General features: G+C 64.4%; 26 protein-coding genes, 1 pseudogene and 1 riboswitch. Of the genes and pseudogenes, 20 read left to right on the top strand and 7 right to left on the bottom strand.

Translation table 11 applies throughout. The features are described 5' to 3' along the window. Positions 1–14 precede the first annotated feature (14 nt). The 8 genes from minC (at position 15) to X750_RS147390 (ending at position 6887) form a co-directional block, all read left to right on the top strand. On the top strand, positions 15–845 hold the full coding sequence (gene minC, locus X750_RS147355; protein WP_023747865.1) for a septum site-determining protein MinC: 831 nt from the start codon (positions 15–17) through the stop codon (positions 843–845). Between the two features lie 49 nt (positions 846–894). Next, positions 895–1710 (top strand): septum site-determining protein MinD, encoded by an 816-nt coding sequence (gene minD / locus X750_RS147360; protein ID WP_023670342.1) that lies wholly within the window; start codon positions 895–897, stop codon positions 1708–1710. Further along, a complete protein-coding gene (gene minE, locus X750_RS147365; protein ID WP_023684809.1) occupies positions 1707–1979 on the top strand; it encodes a cell division topological specificity factor MinE in 273 nt (90 codons plus the stop codon). The genes minD and minE overlap by 4 nt, the downstream gene beginning before the upstream one ends. A gap of 395 nt (positions 1980–2374) precedes the next feature. Continuing rightward, a complete protein-coding gene (locus tag X750_RS147370; protein ID WP_023747864.1) occupies positions 2375–2821 on the top strand; it encodes a metalloregulator ArsR/SmtB family transcription factor in 447 nt (148 codons plus the stop codon). Next, on the top strand, positions 2818–3354 hold the full coding sequence (locus X750_RS147375; protein ID WP_023747863.1) for an SRPBCC family protein: 537 nt from the start codon (positions 2818–2820) through the stop codon (positions 3352–3354). Before X750_RS147370 ends, X750_RS147375 begins: the two co-directional genes overlap by 4 nt. A 165-nt stretch (positions 3355–3519) precedes the next feature. Beyond that, entirely contained in the window at positions 3520–4101 is a 582-nt protein-coding gene (locus X750_RS147380) for a dihydrofolate reductase family protein (protein WP_031243023.1), read from the top strand. A 598-nt stretch (positions 4102–4699) separates the two neighbouring features. Next, positions 4700–5581: a DMT family transporter gene (locus tag X750_RS147385; RefSeq protein ID WP_023735468.1), complete on the top strand. Its 882-nt coding sequence runs from the start codon at positions 4700–4702 to the stop codon at positions 5579–5581. A gap of 109 nt (positions 5582–5690) precedes the next feature. Then, positions 5691–6887, top strand: a complete 1197-nt coding sequence (locus tag X750_RS147390; protein WP_031243020.1) for a hypothetical protein — start codon at positions 5691–5693, stop codon at positions 6885–6887. Between the two features lie 191 nt (positions 6888–7078). Here the strand turns inward: X750_RS147390 and X750_RS1000000164730 are convergent, their stop codons facing one another. From X750_RS1000000164730 to dinB, 3 genes are all read right to left on the bottom strand, one after another. Beyond that, on the bottom strand, positions 7079–7177 hold the full coding sequence (locus X750_RS1000000164730) for a hypothetical protein (protein WP_023684816.1): 99 nt from the start codon (positions 7175–7177) through the stop codon (positions 7079–7081). A 59-nt stretch (positions 7178–7236) separates the two neighbouring features. Beyond that, positions 7237–7335, bottom strand: coding sequence for a hypothetical protein (locus X750_RS1000000164725; RefSeq protein WP_023695511.1), 99 nt, complete (start codon positions 7333–7335; stop codon positions 7237–7239). Between the two features lie 285 nt (positions 7336–7620). Then, the gene (gene dinB, locus X750_RS147395) at positions 7621–8862 is read right to left on the bottom strand and encodes a DNA polymerase IV (RefSeq protein ID WP_023747861.1); all 1242 of its coding nucleotides are present in this window, start codon (positions 8860–8862) and stop codon (positions 7621–7623) included. Positions 8863–9095: 233 nt separating this feature from the next. On the opposite strand from dinB, the gene X750_RS147400 reads away from it, so the two are divergent. From X750_RS147400 to X750_RS147410, 3 genes are all read left to right on the top strand, one after another. After that, the gene (locus X750_RS147400; protein ID WP_023670353.1) at positions 9096–9332 is read left to right on the top strand and encodes a hypothetical protein; all 237 of its coding nucleotides are present in this window, start codon (positions 9096–9098) and stop codon (positions 9330–9332) included. 154 nt (positions 9333–9486) lie between these two features. Further along, entirely contained in the window at positions 9487–9894 is a 408-nt protein-coding gene (locus X750_RS147405) for a hypothetical protein (RefSeq protein ID WP_023693868.1), read from the top strand. A gap of 266 nt (positions 9895–10160) precedes the next feature. After that, positions 10161–10382, top strand: a complete 222-nt coding sequence (locus X750_RS147410; RefSeq protein ID WP_023747860.1) for a hypothetical protein — start codon at positions 10161–10163, stop codon at positions 10380–10382. A gap of 389 nt (positions 10383–10771) precedes the next feature. Here X750_RS147410 and X750_RS1000000164715 read toward each other — a convergent pair whose 3' ends face one another. Next, the gene (locus X750_RS1000000164715) at positions 10772–11101 is read right to left on the bottom strand and encodes a hypothetical protein (RefSeq protein ID WP_023805607.1); all 330 of its coding nucleotides are present in this window, start codon (positions 11099–11101) and stop codon (positions 10772–10774) included. A gap of 161 nt (positions 11102–11262) precedes the next feature. On the opposite strand from X750_RS1000000164715, the gene X750_RS147415 reads away from it, so the two are divergent. From X750_RS147415 to X750_RS147430, 4 genes are all read left to right on the top strand, one after another. After that, complete coding sequence (locus X750_RS147415) at positions 11263–11565, top strand: hypothetical protein (RefSeq protein WP_023747858.1); 303 nt, start codon at positions 11263–11265, stop codon at positions 11563–11565. 342 nt (positions 11566–11907) lie between these two features. Continuing rightward, on the top strand, positions 11908–12237 hold the full coding sequence (locus tag X750_RS147420) for a DUF1236 domain-containing protein (RefSeq protein ID WP_023670359.1): 330 nt from the start codon (positions 11908–11910) through the stop codon (positions 12235–12237). 98 nt (positions 12238–12335) lie between these two features. Further along, positions 12336–12551, top strand: a complete 216-nt coding sequence (locus tag X750_RS147425; RefSeq protein WP_023670360.1) for a hypothetical protein — start codon at positions 12336–12338, stop codon at positions 12549–12551. Positions 12552–12643: 92 nt separating this feature from the next. Continuing rightward, positions 12644–12883: a DUF2934 domain-containing protein gene (locus X750_RS147430; RefSeq protein WP_023747857.1), complete on the top strand. Its 240-nt coding sequence runs from the start codon at positions 12644–12646 to the stop codon at positions 12881–12883. 143 nt (positions 12884–13026) lie between these two features. On the opposite strand, the gene X750_RS147435 is transcribed toward X750_RS147430, so the two are convergent. Continuing rightward, positions 13027–13278: a hypothetical protein gene (locus X750_RS147435; protein ID WP_023684826.1), complete on the bottom strand. Its 252-nt coding sequence runs from the start codon at positions 13276–13278 to the stop codon at positions 13027–13029. A 250-nt stretch (positions 13279–13528) separates the two neighbouring features. Continuing rightward, a pseudogene (locus X750_RS147440) lies at positions 13529–13933 on the bottom strand (GSU2403 family nucleotidyltransferase fold protein); the annotation flags it as partial. Positions 13934–14128: 195 nt separating this feature from the next. Next, a riboswitch (TPP riboswitch) is annotated at positions 14129–14241 on the top strand. Between X750_RS147440 and X750_RS147445 the strand changes: the two are divergent. The 4 genes from X750_RS147445 (at position 14232) to X750_RS147460 (ending at position 17721) form a co-directional block, all read left to right on the top strand. After that, entirely contained in the window at positions 14232–14840 is a 609-nt protein-coding gene (locus tag X750_RS147445) for a YkoF family thiamine/hydroxymethylpyrimidine-binding protein (protein WP_023670364.1), read from the top strand. It overlaps the preceding riboswitch by 10 nt. Positions 14841–15095: 255 nt before the next feature. Then, positions 15096–15938: an ABC transporter permease gene (locus tag X750_RS147450; RefSeq protein ID WP_023689011.1), complete on the top strand. Its 843-nt coding sequence runs from the start codon at positions 15096–15098 to the stop codon at positions 15936–15938. Further along, positions 15935–16717 carry an ABC transporter ATP-binding protein gene (locus tag X750_RS147455; RefSeq protein WP_023705167.1) on the top strand — a complete coding sequence of 261 codons (783 nt, stop codon included), beginning with the start codon at positions 15935–15937 and terminating at the stop codon, positions 16715–16717. Before X750_RS147450 ends, X750_RS147455 begins: the two co-directional genes overlap by 4 nt. After that, complete coding sequence (locus tag X750_RS147460; RefSeq protein ID WP_023705166.1) at positions 16714–17721, top strand: ABC transporter substrate-binding protein; 1008 nt, start codon at positions 16714–16716, stop codon at positions 17719–17721. The genes X750_RS147455 and X750_RS147460 overlap by 4 nt, the downstream gene beginning before the upstream one ends. Before the next feature lie 167 nt (positions 17722–17888). On the opposite strand, the gene X750_RS147465 is transcribed toward X750_RS147460, so the two are convergent. Next, a complete protein-coding gene (locus X750_RS147465) occupies positions 17889–18551 on the bottom strand; it encodes a S24 family peptidase (protein WP_023689008.1) in 663 nt (220 codons plus the stop codon). 80 nt (positions 18552–18631) lie between these two features. On the opposite strand from X750_RS147465, the gene X750_RS147470 reads away from it, so the two are divergent. Further along, positions 18632–19006, top strand: a complete 375-nt coding sequence (locus X750_RS147470) for a hypothetical protein (RefSeq protein WP_023689007.1) — start codon at positions 18632–18634, stop codon at positions 19004–19006. Positions 19007–19075: the final 69 nt, after the last annotated feature.

Genomic DNA, 19075 nt, shown 5'->3' with positions numbered 1-19075 from the left:
AGGAATCGCCCGCTGTGACCTTTGCCGCTCCCCTCGAGGCCAAATCCATTCGCTTTCGCGCCCGCTCCTTCGTCGCATTCACGCTGACGCCGGAGGCGCCTTTGGACGTTTGGCTGGACAGCCTCGATCGCTGGGTCGGCAATTCGCCGGGCTATTTTGCCGGGCGCCCGGTGGTGCTCGACCTGAACGTGCTGAAGCCCGATGTCGTGGCCATCGAAGCGCTGGTCGATCTGCTCGGCCAGCGCGGAATCCGCATCTATGCCATGGAACTCGATGGTGGCGCCGAGCTTGGCACGCATCTGCCGCCGGTGCTGGTCGGCGCCAAGGAGGCGACCACCGACGGGCTGCTGCAGCCGAGCCGCAAGGCGGGCAGGGCGGAGGAGGACACTGCGGTAAGCGACATGAAGGCGGCCGGTGACATCAAGGCAGAGGCCGGCGATTTGAAGGCGGGCGATTTGAAACCGGCGAGCGATGCCAAGGCACAGCCAAAAGACGCCAAAATTGCCGCACCCGACGCTGGCACGCTGATGATCCGCTCGCCGATCCGTTCAGGGCAGCTGATCTTCCATCCGCATGGCGATGTCATCGTGCTGGGCTCCGTCGCGTCCGGCTCCGAGATCGTCGCCACCGGTTCCATCCACGTCTATGGCACGCTGCGCGGCCGCGCTTCGGCAGGCGCTCAAGGGAACACGGCGGCGCGTGTCTTCTGCCGCAGGAACGAAGCCGAACTTCTCTCGGTCGATGGCTGGTATTGCACCGCCGAGGAGATGGACCCGTCAGTCCGGGGCAAGCCTGTGCAGGCATTTCTCGAAAACGGCATGCTGCGCATCGCCCCTTTCAGCTAATGCGTCTCGCCCGACAACGACATAACGAACAACAACGGAGGCTTTATTGATGGGCAAGGTAGTGGTGGTCACCTCGGGCAAGGGGGGCGTCGGCAAGACGACCTCTACCGCGGCTCTGGGGGCGGCGGTCGCCAAGACCGGCAAGAAGGTGGCGCTGGTGGATTTCGATGTCGGCCTGCGCAACCTCGATTTGATCATGGGCGCCGAACGCCGCGTGGTGTTCGACCTCGTCAACGTCATCCAGGGCTCGGCAAAGCTGTCGCAGGCGCTGATCCGCGACAAGCGGGTCGAGACGCTGTTCCTGCTGCCGGCCTCGCAGACGCGCGACAAGGATGCGCTGACCGAGGAGGGCGTCGCCGAGGTCATCGGCAAGCTGCGCTCGGTGTTCGACTACGTCTTCTGCGACAGCCCGGCCGGCATCGAGCGCGGCGCGCAGCTCGCCATGCGCTTTGCCGACGAGGCGGTCATCGTCACCAATCCGGAAGTGTCGTCGGTGCGCGATTCCGACCGCATCATCGGCCTGCTCGATTCCCGCACCTTGCGGGCCGAGGAGGGCGAGCAGATCGCCAAGCATGTGCTGGTCACGCGCTATGATGCGGGACGCGCCGCGCGGGGCGAAATGCTGTCGATCGACGATGTGCTGGAGATCCTGTCGGTGCCGCTGCTCGGCATTATCCCCGAGAGCCAGGATGTGCTGCGCGCCTCCAACCTCGGTTCGCCGGTGACGCTGTCGGAGCCGCTCAATGCCGCCGCCAAGGCTTACATCGACGCCGCCAAGCGCCTCGAGGGCGAACAGCTGCCGGTCATCGTGCCCTTCGAACGCAAGGGCTTCCTCGATCGTCTTTTGGGAAGGAGGGCGGCATGAACCTGCTCGACATCTTCAAGCGGCGCACCAGCGCGCCGGTGGCGCGCGAACGGCTGCAAGTGCTTCTCGCCTATGAGCGCCGCAACCGCAGCCAGCCCGATCTCGTCTCCATCCTGCGCGAAGAGATCATGGCGGTGATCGCCAAGCATGTGCAGATCGACCAGGATTATCTGCAAGTTTCGATGGACCGCGGCGAGACCATGTCGACGCTGGAGATCGACATCCAGATCCCCAACAAGAGCGCGGTGCCGCTGGCGATGGCGGGGTGAGATTGAAGCTGCTGATCTCCCCCCTTGTGGGGGAGATGGCCGGCAGGCCAGAGGGGGGCGCTGTCCCGCTGGCCTGTCAATTACATGTAGCAACGGCTTTGCCGAAGATTTGGATTCGCTGAGACGTAGCGATCCTTCGCGCCCCCCTCTGTCCTGCCGGACATCTCCCCCTCCAGGGGGGAGATCNCGATCCTTCGCGCCCCCCTCTGTCCTGCCGGACATCTCCCCCACGAGGGGGGAGATTGCGCTCCTCGCGCTCGCCTGCGCCAAGCACCCCCACCCGGACCTGCGGTCCGACCTCCCCACAAGGGGGAGGTAGGGGGCCAGCGCCTCTCCCCAAAAAACATTCAACCAACTAGTTGACTATCTAAAATCTCGCCTCTATATTCAACTACATGGTTGAATTAGAGACGCCCCAGATGGACCAGGTTTTTCACGCCCTTGGCGACGCCACGCGCCGGAACATGCTTAACCACCTCGCTGGCGGCGAGCGTACGGTGAGCGAGTTGGCGCAGCCCTTTGCCATGTCGCTGGCCGCAGCCTCCAAGCACATCAAGGCGCTGGAGCATGCCGGGCTTATCCGGCGTGAAGTGCGCGGCCGCACCCATGTCTGCCGCCTCGAGGCCCGCCCGCTGGCCACCGCCTATCAGTGGCTCGGCCAATACGCGCGTTTCTGGAACAGCCGCCTCGATGTCCTCGAACAGCTTTTGCGCGAGGAGGCGGGGCGCAAAACGTCGACAACGCCGTCAACGCCGGCACCGGCAAATCCAGAACCATCCAAGCCGGAATCACCCAAGCCAGACACATCCAGGCCAACATCATCCGAGGGAGACGACCGATGAACCAGATGAACAGCTTCGACGGCTACGCCCAGCTGATCCAGCCGGCCACGTTGAGGGTCGAACGGCTTTTACCCGGAACCAGGGAGCGCGTCTGGGAATATCTGACGCAGAGCGATCTGCGCCGCCAATGGCTGGCGGCCGGCGACATGGAGATGGAGGAAGGCTCTTCCTTCGAGCTGGTCTGGCGCAACGACGAACTGACCGACCCGCCCGGCGACAGGCCGGCCAGCTTCAGTGGCGGCGAGCAGCGGATGCACAACCAGATCGTCGAGTGCGATCCGCCGCGCAAGCTCACCATCACCTGGAACGGCAGCGGCAATGTCACCTTCGAGTTGGCGCAGCGCGGCGACGACGTCTTGCTCACCCTGGTCCACCGCCGCCTGCCGGACCGCTCGAGCCTGATGATGCATGCCGCAGGCTGGCACGTGCATCTCGACCTCCTGGTTGCCCGCGTGGCGGCCGAGAAGCCCGAACCGTTCTGGGACAGCTTTAGCCGTATCGTGGCGGAATACGATCGGCGCCTGCCGGCCTGACCTGACCTAACGCATCGCCCGGTCCAACCGGGCACCATCGATCCCTTGCGCCGGATGCCGGCGCAAGGGTCGGCGAAACACGCGCCTTCGCCAGACACCGCGGCGCGTCATCAGAAGTGAAACCAGGCAACGTGCTTGCATCCCGCAAGCCCGAAGGAGGAAGTCATGCGTAAATTGATCACCGGAATGAAGATCTCCATCGACGGCAAGATGGAAGGTCCCGAAGGCTTCGCCGACTGGGTCGACAACTGGTCGGAGGAATACGGCCTGATGCCCGGGATCGACGCCTGCCTGCTCGGCGGCGTCATGTATGCCGGTTATGAGCGCTACTGGAGCGCGATCCAACAGAACGAGCCGGACCAGCCATTGCCGATGACCGGCAGACTGGTCGACCCGGCCGAACTCGAATGGGCGCGCTTTGCCGCGAAAACCCCGCACTATGTGCTGTCGAACACCATGACTTCGGCCGCCTGGGCCTCGACGCGCTTCCTGCGCAGCCTCGACGACATCGCGGCGCTGAAGCGCGAGCCCGGCAAGAACATCTATCTCATGGGCGGCGCCCGCATCACCGCCAGCCTGATCCAGGCGGGGCTAGTGGATGAAATGCGGCTCATCGTCTACCCGCTGCTCGCCGGCGACGGCAAGGCGCTGTTCGGCATGGTGCACGCCCGGCACAGACTGGAACTGCGCAAGGCCGAGGCGCTTTCGGATGGACGTGTGAGCCTGGTGTATGGGCTGGCGAGCTAGCTTCTTTTCCTCTCCCCCGAGGAAGGGCGCAAGCTTATGCGAGCTGGCATTTTCCTCTCCCTCCGGAGGGGGGAGGGGTGGCGCCGCGAAGCCGCGACGGAGTGGGGGAAGGCGCTCATGAAACCCACGGTCGCCGCAAGACAGGAGCGACGGAAGCGAGGCGAAACGCCTGCAGGCAGGCAATCAGGCGGATGAACGGTCGACCCCCACTTCGTCGAGCTTCGCTCGACACCTCTCCCCCGATCGACGGGGGAGAGGAAGGGCGCGAGCTTATGCGAGCTGGCATTTTCCTCTCCCTCCGGAGGGGGGAGAGGTGGCGCCGCGAAGCGGCGACGGAGTGGGGGAAGGCGCTCATGAAACCCACGGTCGCCGCCTCCGGCAAGCAGGCAATCGGGCGGATGTGATGGACGGTCGACCCCACTCCGTCGAGCTTTGCTCGACACCTCTCCCCCGATCGACGGGGGAGAGGAAGGGCGTCGGCGTTCGCCTCCCACCCTTGCCCTATCAACAGCCCGCTCGTGCCACACGACAGCCAGGCCCTTTATCCCTATCTCCAGCCTGCGCTACGGCCTGCTGGTCGCGCGGGGAGGGACTGGAATTGACGTCGACGCCGATTGCCTCAGCTGAAGCGAAGGCCTTGCCGATCGGCGCGTTGCTTGGCGCCATGGTGTCGATCCAGATCGGTGCCACCTTCGCCAAGGGCCTGTTTCCGCTGATCGGCGCCAATGGCACCACGGCGCTGCGGCTGGTCGTGGGCGCGCTGATGCTGGCGGCGGTGCTGAGGCCGTGGCGGGTGCGGCCGTCGCGCGCCGTGCTGCCCTGGCTCATCGCCTACGGCGTCAACCTCGCGGCGCTGAACCTTTTGTTTTACGCAGCGCTCGCCAGAATCCCGCTCGGCGTCGCGGTGGCGCTCGAATTCTCCGGCCCGCTGCTTGTGGCGACGCTGTCGTCGCGGCGCGCCACCGACTTCGTCTGGGTGGTCCTGGCCGTTTCCGGCATATTGCTGTTGTCGCCCTTCATCCACTCCGGCAGTGCACTCGACCCGCTCGGCGTGATGCTGGCGCTGGCAGCCGGCTGCTGCTGGGCGCTCTACATCGTCTTTGCGCAAAAGGCGGGCGCCGAGCTCGGCAGCCAGACCACGGCTTACGGGCTGGTCATAGCCGCTGCCGTCGCCCTGCCGTTCGGCCTCGCCGAGGCGGGTACCGGCCTGATCGCACCCGCGATCCTGGTCAGCGCGCTGCTGGTCGGGCTGTTCTCCAGCGCCTTGCCGTTCTGGCTGGAGATGGTGGCGCTGACCCGGATGCCGGCCAGGCTCTACGGCACGCTGACTTGTCTGGAGCCGGCGCTGGGCGCGCTGGCCGGCTTCCTGTTCCTGCACGAGATCCTGAGCCCGTTGCAATGCGCGGGCATCGCCGCCGTGGTCGTCGCCGCCTTCGGAGCCGCGCTGACCACCAGGCCGCCGGTGCCATCGCCGGAATAGGTGCCTGAAATGGGTATGTGACGCCGATGCCGTGTCCGCCAGTCCCGTGTCCGGTTGCTCAAGCGCCTGCAGCATCGATATATGATCGATGCATGCGCAGGAGATCCAGATGCCGACAGCATTGCTTGAGCCGTCCGTGATCAAGGCAATACTCCTTGTCGGGCTCGCCGCTGTCGTTGCGGCTTTGGCCTGGCGGCTGGCGCGGTCTCGTCGCAGAGCCCGGCTTCGTGAAGATCCGGCCAACGACTACGCCGTGCGCCGCGACTGGTCGGGCAACCACGGCAAGCTCAATCATTCGTCCTTTGTCTATTTCGATGCCGATCGCGACGGCCGCTACGGGCTCGGCGACCGCCCGATGGCCGGCATCATGGTCAGACTGCATGATGGCCACGGCCGCTTCGTCGCCGCGGCGCGGAGCAATCGCGGCGGCTTTGCCAATTTCCTGGCGTCGACGAAACGTCGCGCCGCGCCCATCCATGTGCCGGGCAGCTACCGCTTCAGCGTGTCTGTGCCGCCCGGCTGGCGCTCGAGCAGCGCCAACGAGGTCCAGTCGCAGCACCTCCGGCCGCTGCCGGGCTCGCCCACCGGGCTGGTCTCGGAATCAATGCTGCAGCCGGTCGGCCTGTTTGCGATACGCCGGCTCAGCGGCCGCGTAGCGGACGGTGTCTCGGCGAGCATCTCGGTGATGGCGAAAGGGCAAGAGGTGGCGGTGCATCCGCTCAGCGATGGCTTCCGCCTCGATCTGCCCGATGACGCCGACGCGATCGAAATCACCGGCGGTGGCATGGAACGACGACTGGCCTTGTCGGCCTACCCGACCGAACTCGGCCTGCTGTCGCCCGAGAACGCGGCTGTCGACAGCGCCGCGTCCTTGCAGGCCATCGGTTTCGACGATGTCACGACGCGCGGCCTGCGCAAGGTGCCGTCAGGTTATGCCGGGTTGACCTGGTTCAACCTGAACGCACTGGCGCGCGATCATACCGAAGGCAGCGAAGGCTACGTCAACGGCAATATCTCGGGAGACCATGTCTGCTATACGAGCAGCGGACACCCGGCCGAATTCTCGAGCGACAAACCGTTCGGGTTCCATTCCGTGATGCTGACAGCGGCATGGTTGAAGTCCGAAGGCGAAACCGCACTGGTCGAGAGCTGGCTTGGCGACCGGCTGATCGCCAGCGACACGATCGTCCTGTCGGCACTGGCGCCCGTCCACTATGCGCCGATGCTGGCGGCGGTGACGCGCGTGCGCCTCTCCACGAGTCACTATTGGCAGCTCGTGCTCGACGATCTGGTGGTTGTGCGCTGAAGCGTGTCGCGATTAATCGGGGTGAAAGGGTTTATCGCGGATTGGAAGCACCGTTCGCGGTGACCTGCGAGAGCTTGCCTTTTTTGACCAGCACCGGTTTCAGATAGGTTTTCTTCATTTTCCACTCTCCACGTCGGGCACCCAAAGCCCCGTTCCCGGCCAGACGGCACGAGGCGTCGGATAATCGGCTGCTAGACTGCGACCGGCCCGGAGCCGTTACCATTGTCGGCTGTAACCTGCGAGAGCTTGCCCTTCTTGACCAGCACCGGCTTCGAATAGGTCTTCTTCATGCCGCATCTCCAGTGTCAGGCGAGGCCGCCAGATCAGGCGACAGTCCGACTCAACGACCTCACTCGATCGGGCCGGAACCCGCTCCATTGGCGAGCGCCGTAACCTGCGAAAGCTTGCCTTTTTTGACCAGAACAGGCTTCGAATAGGTTTTCCTCATAGTGAATCCTCCAAGCTTACGCGATAATGCCAGACGGATCGGCACTGTCAACCTTCGCGGCCTCGCTGTCCCATCCCGGTTTTTCTTGGCGCCGATGCGCTAACTGCAAGTCCACCTTCATCGACAAAGCGTTGTTCTTGGGCGTGCATGGCGTGGCCGGGTTGCGGTGCGAAAAATGTCCGAAACTGCGGCGGGTCTGGCCTGGTTGGTCGGCTTGCTCAAACAGAGCGGCAATGCAGCGCGGACTGGCCCAGCCTAAACATTGGCCTTGCCGTCGCGCCGCACTCACAGTTCCTTTTCCGCCAGTTCGCGGAAGGCATCGGGAACCGAGCGCCGGGCTTCCAGCGCCACGGCGCCATAGCCGACAGCCTCTCTGCCAAAGCGCTGGCGGATCTTGTCGATGGCGCGGTCGGCGCCAAAGCGCGCCAGGCCTTGCCTGCTGCCGGGTCGCTGCTTTTCATCGGCAAGCCCGAGCGGCAGCTCCAACTGCAGCTCGGCACTTTCTTCCAGCTGCGACACCGAGATCGCCAGCAGCGAGATGGTCTTCTCCCGAGGGTTGGCGGCCAGCACGCCGCGCACCAGCTCCCCGGCGATTTCGGCCAGCATCGCGGTTGCCGAAATCGGTTGCTCGAGCGTCAGCGAGCGTGTGACCGCGTGCAGATCGGCGAAACGCACGCGCACCGTCACCGTGCGCCCGGGCCGTGATTTCGCCCTGAGCCGGCTGGCGACCCGGTCTGCCAGATGCAGCAGGACGGGTCCGAAGATACGCGCCTCGGCCGGCCGTCTGCCAAGCGCCGACTGCGCGCCGGCGGAATGCGACCGCCTGTGGGTTTCGAGCTTTCGCGGGTCGCGGTTCCATGCCAGCGACGACAGCTTTTCGCCGGCGGCGGGCCCGAGCAATCTTCGCAGCGCCCCACCATGCGTCTTTGCCAACTGGCCGATGGTCTCGATGCCGATCTCGGCCAGCCGCGCTCTGGTCGCCGGGCCGACGCCCCACATCAGCCCGACCGGCAGATCATGCAGGAAGGCAAGTTCGGTGTCCGGATCGACCACCACCAGGCCGTCGGGCTTGGCCACCTGCGAGGCGATCTTGGCCAGATGCTTGGTGCGCGCCACGCCGATCGAGATCGGCAGGCCGAGCTCTGCCCGGACCCGCCGACGCACCGTGGCGGCGATCTCGGCCGGCGGCCCGAACAGATGCGTGCAGCCGGCGACGTCGGCAAAGGCTTCATCGATGGAAATCCGCTCGACCAGCGGCGTGAAATCGTCGAGCACCTTGATGGCGGCGTCGCCCAGCCGCTGATAGTCGGCGAAATGGCCGCCGACGAAAATCAGTCCGGGGCAAAGCTCGCGCGCGCGTCGTCCGGGCATGCCGCCGCGCACGCCGAAAACCCTGGCTTCGTAGGAGGCGGCAAGCACGACGCCGCCGCCGACGGCGATCGGCTTGCCCCTGAGCGCCGGGTCGAGCAGCTGCTCGACCGAGGCGTAGAAGGCGTCGAGATCCGCATGCAGGATGGTGGGCTCCATCCCGACCGTTCCCTTTGCGGCGTTGCAGCATTAGCCGCGTCTGTTGTGAGAGGCGTTTTTGCCGAACAAATAGAGAACAAACAGGGCCTATTGTCAAGCGAAGCGGTTGTCGCCGGCCGGCCCGTTCCAGGTCGGGCTGTCGAGTGCTCCGCCTGGGCATCGGACCTGCGGAACATTGTCTCTCGCCTCGGCGTTCATATCCGCGACGGGACGCTGTTTTTGTGGAGGCCGGTATGGGCCAGTTCGAGATGATCGACCTCGTCAGCGTCATTGACGCCTGCACGAGCGATCGCGTTGCCGGGCACTGCGTGTCAATGGCCAGGGCGGTGGAGGAGTTGCGAGTGCTGACCGGTGATTTCGTATCGCCGGACGAGACGGTGGCCAACGCGCTGTCGGCAGTGGCGCTGGGGCGCGGCTGCGCGGTGGTGTTCGACGAGCGAGCGGGCGCCGACATCTTGCTGACGCCGTAGCGGGGCGGCGCCGGGTTATGGCAGCCAGAAAAGTCGAACAGCGTGCAAAAAGCTGTGCAGGCATGGCCCCATAAGCGGGGCGTGGAAAATTTCTGCGCGTGGGTGTATTCTCCAGGACGCAAGCGGTCGCAGACCGCATAGGGGGAGAAATGACATGCCGAGGGTTTCGGAACTCTTTTTCAAAACTGCCATCTTGTTCCTGATGTTGGGGATTGCGGCCGGCCTGCAGATGGCGATCTCGGGCGACCACGCCGCTTTTCCGGCGCACGCGCATATCAATCTGCTCGGTTGGGTGACGAGCGCCATCTTCGGCGGCTACTACGCGCTCAATCCGCAAAAGGCGGCGCGTCGCGTCGCCATGATCCACTACGGGCTCTACACTCTCGGCTTGGTGATCATGCTGCCGGCGCTGTATGTGATGCTGCAGGGAAACCCGGCGCTTGAACCGATCGTCGCCGGTGGCTCGCTCATTATCGCCGCTGCCGTTCTGGTTTTTGCTTTCGTGGTGTTTTCGCCCGAAACGGCGCGCTCGGTGTCCGGCGTGGTTCCGGCCTCTCGCTGACTGTTCGCGCGCGGCGATCAAAGTCCGACCCGCATTCGCGACCCGCGACACGGGTTGGCCAGGCCGATGGCCGCAGCCGCTGGCTGCGGTGTCTATCGCCGCGTCGGCGCTCAACATACCCGAGTCCCACCACGTATTATTTCGTGACTATTTGGCGCCGGAACCTTCCCAGATATCGCGCGTTGCGGCGACTGTATTCGCGCTGCCTTATATATAGGCAGACTTGAGTACGTCCACAGCATGGGTTGGGGGAGGAGCAGGCCACCATGTCGAACAGAGAAATCGGAACGTCGGCCTCACTGGGCCGACGCATCGCCGATCTGAAAGCCAGGATGCGAGACGCCAGCGTTACTGAACACGAGATGCAGACCTTCCAGAAGGTCGCGGCCATCATGGGGGGTGTCGAAGGCTCCCTATGCCTCGACGCCGACGACCTGATCGCGGCGTCCTTCGTCACCGAGGCGCTCGGCGATCCCGGGTCGAACTGAAGGTCAGAGCCCGTCGGCACTCAAGTGCCGGCGGGCGATGGCCCGGTTCGCAGCGTTGCGATGCTGGAGCGTGTCTGCACCGCCCGCGGCGGGGATTTCTTGCGCACTTTGAAGATTTCAGGCGAGCGGCCTCGACGGCGCTTGAATATTGGGCTTCGCCTTGTGCTTCTCGGCTGCTTCTCGGCTGTCGAAGGTGCCGAGATTGTTGCCGTCCAGCCCTTGACCACAAGGGCTAAGCCAAACCGCCAAGGCGCCTTAAACGAAGGATCCGGCCAGCCGGATCCTTCGAAATATCGCGATGCTCCGGCATCGCCTTCAGCTCATCCTTGGTCCAACTGGTGACGGCGTGGACGTCCCGGGAAACCTCTCGAAAGTCCGCGGTCGCTGCCTTACACCTCGTCGAACGGGCCGCCGCGCCTCGCCAGGTCGTGACCAATGGCGGCTTCCTCGGCGTCGTCGGGCAAGGCATCGTCACTGTCCTGGTAGGGGTTGTCGTCATCCTCCTCGGGCAATTCGCCTTCCTTCTCGACACCGGTGGTGTCCGGCAGGCTTTCCTCATCTGCTCCGTCGGGCAGGACCGTTGCGCCACGCAGCGCATCCCAATCCTGCCGGCGCGGCGTCGGCGCTTCCACCTCGTCATTGGCGATCCTGTCGCGGGCATCGTTTTTGCTCGGTGGCGCCTCGACCTCGTCATTGGGTTTTCTGTTTCGTTCTTCCATGATTGCCTCCTCCGGGCGGCTTTGCGTCGAGAAGGTGGAACTCACTTCCCGGCTGTCAGGTTCCGGCAACCACTCCATCTCCGTGGAACCAATTGCCGCCAGTCTGCTTTGCCAAGGACTAGTCTGCTTTGCCAAGGAGATGAATCCAGAGGAGCTGGACCATGAAGACTTTCCCCCTCATCCCATGCGTGCTGCTCCTGGCGCTGGCCGACCCGGCGGCTGCGCAGGACAATGGCGACCAGCACGGCCCTGCCGCGCCTTGCCAGGCGCAGCCTCAGGACGATGGTCAGAAGCCGCCGGTCGGCAATGGCGGCGGCGAATCGACCAGCACGCTCGGTCCCTGCGGCGGCGTGCTGCAGCCGCCGCCCAGTGGTGACCAGGGTATGACGCAGCCGCCGCCGGACCAGGGCAAGACGCCGGTGATCAAGCCTGGCGAGGTGCCTGGGCAGCCGCCGAAGCAATGACCTTTGCTTGAAACTTCACGGCGTGGCACGAAGGCGGTCGGTTCCGGTCTTGGCCGGGCGACGCGGTCACCGGATCAATGCCGGCGCCGGCCGCGATCGCCACCGGAATTTGGAGCCGTGCATCATCCACGTCGAAGGTCTCCTGAGGGATTGTGCTTCAATGCGAATCTTGCGGGTGCGGGTTCTGCTGGCATGACCGGGAAGCCGATCAATTTAGTCTCCGCTTGCGGAACAAGACCGTACCGGCTGCGTTTGCCTCCAGGAGCCCGCCACCTCGATCTGCGCTGTTTTCGCCTCATGCGGGAACACGGCGGAGCTCGCCAACAACGACAGGAGACGAAGATGAAAACCATCCTTATTCCCGCCGTCGCCGGGCTCGCCATGATCGCTGGTATCGGCATTGCCGCCGCCGACGAGGTCATCGTCACGCAGCCGGCACAGCAGCAGGTGATCATCACCCCGGAACAGCGCACGGTCGTGCACCAGTACGTAAAGAAACATCCGCTTGCCTCGGTCAATCTGCTCGGCGTCGAATTGAATGTCGGCACTGCCTTGCCTGACACTGTCGAGCTGCAGGAGGTTCCCGACGTTCAGTACAGATACGCCGTCGTCGACAACCATACCGTGTTGGTCGACCCCAGCACGCGCAGGATTGTCGAGGTGGTCGAGTAACGCTCGACAACCTAACCATTCATCGGTGATACGGCCCTGTCGTTCTTCCTAAAAGGGCGGCAGGGCCGAATGACGAAGATGATGAAAGGAGAATTGCCATGTTGCCGCATGTCGAGACCCCGAACTCCGCCAATGTTGCGGCGTGTTGCGACAAGTTGCTGGCCGAGCGCAACACGGCGCTGTTATCGATGAAGGAAGCGATCGCGCTCCTGCGGGAGCGCACCGGCACCGATCGTTCGGATGCCGACCTCGCGGGGCTGATCGTCAAGAAAGCGGCGCTGCTCGGCGTTGCGGTGATTTCCGACCCGCGCTGAGATGTCTCGTCACTCAAGACGCCGGCCGAATTTTCGGCTAATGTTTTCGTGGAATCTGGACCAACCGACCGGACCCAACCACGGAGGCTTAAGTGACGGACGACAAACAGGACCGCATTCGCCAGCGCGCGCACGAGATTTGGGAAAAGGCCGGCCGGCCTGAAGGCGCGCATCAGGAACACTGGGAGCAGGCCACGGCTGAAGTCGATGGCGCGGTCGCCAAGCCAAAAAAGGCGGCGAAGAAAGCTGACGCCAAGCCCGCCAAGGCAGCCGCCAAGCCAAAGGCAGCGAAGCCTGCCGCCGCAAATTCCGGCAGAGCCAAATCGAAATAAGGCCAGTCGAAATAAAGCAAGGCCGGAATTCGCTGGCCGGGCCATCCTTGGCGCCCGCCGTTCAGGCGCGCCCGAGCCTCTCAACCTGACGAATTGCGCCTGCGATGGGCAGCGCAATTCCTTGTGTTTGGCGACAGGCGCCCTCATGCCTCCCAGGCATAACTCGACAGCGCAAAGCGAATACCGGCAGCTGTCATGGCCAGTTCGCATTCGGTGATCTGGCGCAGGTGGCGCAGATAGCGCGTCACGGTCTGTGGCAGCCAGCCGGCGCAGGCCTCGACATAGGCGCGGCTGTGAACAAGGGTGCCGGTCGACAGCCTCTCGTCCTTCTCGGCAACGACTTTCAGATATTGGCGGATGAAGCGGATGTCGTCGGCGATGTCCTGGCTGGCCATTCGCCAGGCCCCGGCGAGGCGTTCGCACTGATCGAATGACAAGGGCAACATAGGGGGCGGCAATAAAGGCGGCGGCAACGACGGGGGTGACAGCAAAGGACGAGAGAGATCGGCGAAGGCAACATGGTTCGCTGTGCTCAAGGACATTCCTCTCTGCGAAAAGAGATATCGTACTTTATGTACGAATGAGCGTCAAGCCAATTTCGTACGATTGGGACGATGGAAATGAATATAGCAGCGGTCGCTTCAGCTAATCCCGCATCGTGAATCCTTCAGCAGTCGCACCAATTTCGCGGAGGGATTTCCCCAGGATGGTGTTGACTGTTTCCCTCGTGGCGGCGTCGAACAGGTTCAAGCCGCCCCGGATCGTCTCGCGCCAGTTTTCGCCCCTCTCCCACGCTTCCATGAAGGCGAAGGCAAGGTCGTCCTGGCGACGCGTGGCTTCGAGCGCTTGGGTCAGCAGGCGCGCTTGATGGAGATCCTTCTCCCGCTTGGCGCCAGCGCTCGGCCCGCGTCGCGAGGCGACGATCAGCTTGTGGATGGCGTAGCGCTGGGGCGAGGGGACCAGCACAGGCAAGCCCGAGCGATGCAGCAGCACAGTTCGGATGGGGTCGCGGATAAGGAAATCCAGAAACCGTAAGGGCTGCGCGGAGGCTCTGCCGTTTTCTTATAATTACGTTTATCAGCTTGAATTTCAACGCAGTTATAAGAAATTCGTGGAAATCTTATAACGCAACGAACTGACGAGTCGCTCTGAACGCCCGGGCGCCCGGCCCGTCTGGCCCAAAACACTTTGCCGCAGTGCCTTCAACAAACGGCTTCCCCACTGTCGCGAACAATGCTTTAACCCGCTCATCCACAGGGGTGCTCCGTATGGTCGGGGCTGAGATGAGGGCGGCAAGCCTTCGGACCCTAAAGCTGATCTGGATAATACCAGCGGAGCGAGGCGGGCGATGTTTTCAGGCGCACAGATTTCCCTTTATCCCATGACCGACGATTTCGTCGGCGTCATCCTCGGCGCGCTCGGCGCGCTCGATCCCTGGCGCGACCGGCTGCGGATCGAAACCGATGACATCTCGACCCTTATGGTCGGGCCGCCCGAGGTGCTGTTTCCCGCCATGCGCGACCTGTTCGTCGCGGCGGCCAAAAGCGGCAAGCACTGCGTGCTTTCGGCGGCGGTCTCGCGCGGCTGTCCGGGCGAGCCCGACGATCCGATCTGCCGCTCCGACGAGACCGGCGGCCCCGCCATTCCGCTGGACGAGCGCAAGATCGCCGCGATCCGCGCTGTCCAGGCCACGCCGTCGACCGGCCAGCCGGTGGCGGCGCAGTTCTCGCTCTACGTTATGGGCACGGGCGACCATATGGACGAGATCTACGGCTGCATCGATTTCCTGAAACAGTCCGGCGTCTTTGAGCGCTCAAAGAACTTCTGCACCAAATTGCGTGGCGATGCCGGTGCGGTGTTTGCCACGCTCAACGAGGCCTTCTGCCGCTTCGGCCCCGGCGCCGGCCACGTCACCCTCGACATCACGATCTCGGCGAACAGCCCGAGCGCCGTCTGAGCCGCGGCTCAAGCGTCGTTCCTCGAGGATATTGCCGTGGCTGGTTTATCTGACCCATTGCGTGGAGGAGATGCCTCTGACACCTCAGCACAAAGAGGAGGGGAGCCATTGGCGATTGGCGAAGACCGCGATGCCCACGAATCTCCCCCCTCGAGCAGGAGATGGCCGGCAGGCCAGAGGGGGTCCCAGCGCGTGGAGCGCCGACGTCCTTTTCGCATCGGCAAGGCGTGGGCGCTCTATGCGAGACGACCCCCTCTGTCGCCTTCGGCGACATCTCCCCCTCGAGGGGGGAGATTAGCCGCAGCCATCGCCAAGACCATCCCCGCCGCCTGCGCCTCCGCCCTGCTCCTCGCGGCGTGGGAGCTCTACGCCCGCTATGGTGGCGCTGCGCCCACCATGCTGCCGGCGCCGTCGCGCGTGCTGCAGCAGGCCTGGGAGCATCGCGCCGCCCTTGCCGACAACACGCTGCCCACCATCCGCGCCACATCAGCCGGCTTCGCCTGCTCGTTGGTCGCTGCCTTCGTGCTTTCGGCGCTGGTCGATTTCTTGGCCCCGCTGCGCCGCGCGCTGTTTCCGCTGCTGATCGTCAGCCAGACCTTGCCGCTGGTCGCGATCGCGCCGCTCATCGTGCTGTGGTTCGGCTTCGGGCTGATGCCAAAAATCCTGCTTGTGGCGCTCGTTACCTTCTTCCCGATGATGGTGGCGCTGGTCGAGGGTTTTGCCGCGACCAGCAAGGCGATTTCGCAGATGCTCGCCACCATGGGGGCAGGGCGCTGGCGCATCTTCTGGCTGGCGCGCCTGCCTTCGGCGCTGCCCTATTTCTTCGCCGGGCTGCGCATCTCCATCACCTACGCCGTCGTCGGCGCGATCTTCGCCGAATATGCGGGGGCGGCGAAGGGGCTGGGCATCTACATGCTCAATGCCAAGAACAACTTTCGGCCCGATCTGGTGCTCGCCGCGGTCGCCGTCAGCGCCGCGCTCACGCTTGTCTTGTTCGCCATTGCGGTGCTCGTCCAGCGCTTCGCCATGCCTTGGGAGAATGCAGGGAGCGAAAGCCGCGACGGCAAGGTTGAAGCTGCAGAAGAGAACCGTCAATGACGCGGCTCGAACTCCGGGACATCAGGAAGAACTTCGGCGCGCTTGAGGTGCTCGCCGGCATTTCGCTTCATGTCGCGGCCGGCGAGTTCGTCTCCATCCTCGGCCCTTCCGGCGCCGGCAAGTCGACGCTGTTCCAGTTGCTGACCGGCGCGCTGAAAGGCGAGGGCGACATGCGCTTCGACGGCGCGCCATTGCAGGGCAGCCCCTTCGCCTTCATGCCGCAGCGCGACGCGCTGATGCCGTGGCGACGCGTCATCGACAATGTGACGCTGGGGCTGGAGGTGCAGGGCATGAAGCGCCGCGAGGCGCGCGCGTCCGTTGCGCCATTGTTCGCTGAGTTCGGCCTTGCCGGTTTCGAGCGCGCCTGGCCGGCCGAGCTTTCCGGCGGCATGCGCCAGCGCGCCGCCCTTTTGCGCACCGTGGTGCAGCAGCGCGACATGCTGCTGCTCGACGAGCCCTTTGGCGCGCTGGATGCACTGACCCGCGCGGGTATGCAGCGCTGGCTGGAAGGCATGTGGCAGCGCCACCGCTGGACCGCGCTGCTGATCACCCATGACGTGCGCGAAGCCGTCTACCTCTCCGATCGAATCTATCTGATGTCGGCGCGGCCGGCCCGCATCATCGGCGAGATTGCCGTGCCGCTGCCGCGCCCGCGCACCACCGGCAGCGATGCCGCGCGCCAGGCCGCCGCGCTCGAAGCCGACATCCTCGACACGCTGCTCAATCCCGGGACTGACCGGGGCTTGTTTCCGCAGACCGCTCAAAGGAGTTTTTCATGACCGAATTCACACGCCGGCAGGCTTTGCTGCTGACGCTGGCCGCCGGATTGCCGCTGGCCTCGCGCGCTCATGCGGCTGCGCAAAAAATCACCGTCGCGCTCGACTGGACGGTCAACACCAACCATGTCGGCCTGTTCGTTGCCCGCGACAAAGGGTTCTACCACGAGGCCGGGCTCGATGTTGAGATCCTGCCCTATGGCGATACTGGCGCCGGCACGCTGGTCGCCAACCGCATCGCCGATTTCGGCATTGCCGGCGTCGGCCTGTTCACCCAGCGGGCTGCCGGCGCCGATCTCAAGGCGGTCTACGCCGTGGTCCAGCAGGAGACCGGCCGGTTGGTCTTCAACGCGGATCGCGGCGAGATCAAGAGTCCCAGGAATCTCGACGGTCTGACCTATGGCGGCTTCGGCAGCGCCTGGGAAAACACGCTGATCTCGACCATCATCCGCCACGATGGCGGCAAGGGCGTTTTCGAGACGGTGACATTAGGCACCTCGGCCTATGAGGCGCTGGCCAACGGCTCGGTCGACTTCACGCTGGAGGTCTCGACCTGGGAAGGCGTCGCTGCCGAGTTGAAAGGCGTCAGGCAGCGCGGCTTCCGCTACGCCGACTACGGCGTGCCCGACGAGCACACCACCTTGATCGCCTCCAGTGATGCCTATCTCCAGGCAAATCCAAAGGCGGCGTCATCCTTTCTCGAGGCGACGCGCCGTGGCTATCAGTTTGCGGTCGATCATGCGCAAGAGGCTGGCGACCTGCTGATCGCGTCCAACAAGGACGCGCTGACCGACCCGGCGCTGATCCACGCTTCGCTGAAGATGCTCGTCGACGGGCACTTCCTCAGAAGCCAGGCCGGCGTCATCGGCACCATCGACAAGGCCAAGATCGAGGCGATCGGAACCTACCTCTTCAGGGCCGGCATTCTGCTTGACGCCGATGGCAAGGGGCTGAAAGAGCGGCCGGATTTCGGGGGGTATTTTACGAACGAGTTTTTGGGCGCGTAATCTCCCCCCTCGGGAGATGTCGCCGAAGGCGACAGAGGGGGTCGGTACGTCCTGACGCGACTTCCTATCGCGGACAGAGGACGTCAGCGCCTTACGCGTGCGACCCCCTCTGGCCTGCCGGCCATCTCCCCCTCGAGGGGGGAGATTGCGCCTCACCGCCTTCTCCCTCACATATCGATCATCGAGCGCTTCACCCGGCCGATGATGGTGATGGCGCCTTCGAGCGCCGGCGGCGGGATGTCCATGTAGGAGGCCGGCTGGAAGGGCGGGTTCTCGTTGGGGCGGTAACGCTTGTAGGTGGCCTGGCCGGATTCGTCCGAAATGACGTAGCAGCCATTGGTCACCAGCCGCTTGTCCCTGAGGTTGACGAAGATGATCGAATCCGGTGGCGAGATCTTGTTCATCGACGGGCCGTCGACGCGTAGCGCAATCCATTGGCCCTGCTCCAGATCGGTGGTGGGGATGGTCGGATAGTCGCTGAGATTGACCACCATGTCCTGGCTGCCGAGTTCGCCGGCGCTGATCCATGAGACGATGGGCACGTCGACGGTGGCCAGCGACGGCATCGGGATCTGCCGGCCCGACTCGTCAAAGCCGAAATGGCCACCCGAAAGGCTGCCGCCGTCGCCGTTGAACAAGAGCCAGCCGGGATCGACGCCGAACAGGCGGCCGTATTTCTCCGCCGCCTTGCGCGACAGCGGCCGGTTACCGTTCTCGTGACTGATCAGCGTGTTCTTGTTGATGTCGCGCAATGCCCGCGCAGCGTCGCTCGGCGAGGCATAGCCCGCCTCCGCCCGCGCCTGCTGCAATCTGTGCCTCGGTTCCTGCATCGTACAAATTGCCTGAAATTTATCGTCCAATATGTACGATTTCGCTTGCGTACGTTTCGTACATATCGTACGCTTAGCGCATGATCGAACAAATCGCAAGCGTTTCCGCAGACATCCTCAGCTTTCTCCCATCGTCCGGGCTGTCCTCCTCCCCGGTCCGGACGCAAACCGGGGCTTCTGCCCCGGATCCGGTCGAACCGTCGTCCCCCCGATCGACCGGAACGGCCGGAGCCGCTCCTCTCCCGGCTCCGGCCACCTCTTCAGCCCATGGCGCCGCCGGTGCGCCAAGGGCTGTCTCCGGCGGGCAGGGTATTTCCTGCATCCGCACGGAAGATGGCACCGTCATCCTGTTCGACCGGCTGACGGGCAGGGCGGTTTCCGCCCTCACCAAAGCGGCCGCCGAAGCCGCCTTGCGGCATCTCGCCGGCTCGCTGCCGGCCGCCAGTATCGGCTGACCGCACCGACCATCCGCTCTGATTTTTTCCCGTGGGCCCTCGGGGCCGGCGCTCGGCCTTTGCGCGCGC

It is taken from the genome of Mesorhizobium sp. LNJC391B00, assembly GCF_000502535.1.
GTDB lineage: Bacteria > Pseudomonadota > Alphaproteobacteria > Rhizobiales > Rhizobiaceae > Mesorhizobium.
The sequence above is the reverse complement of the archived record's forward strand: the minus strand, read 5'-3'. Positions and strand labels throughout refer to the sequence as shown.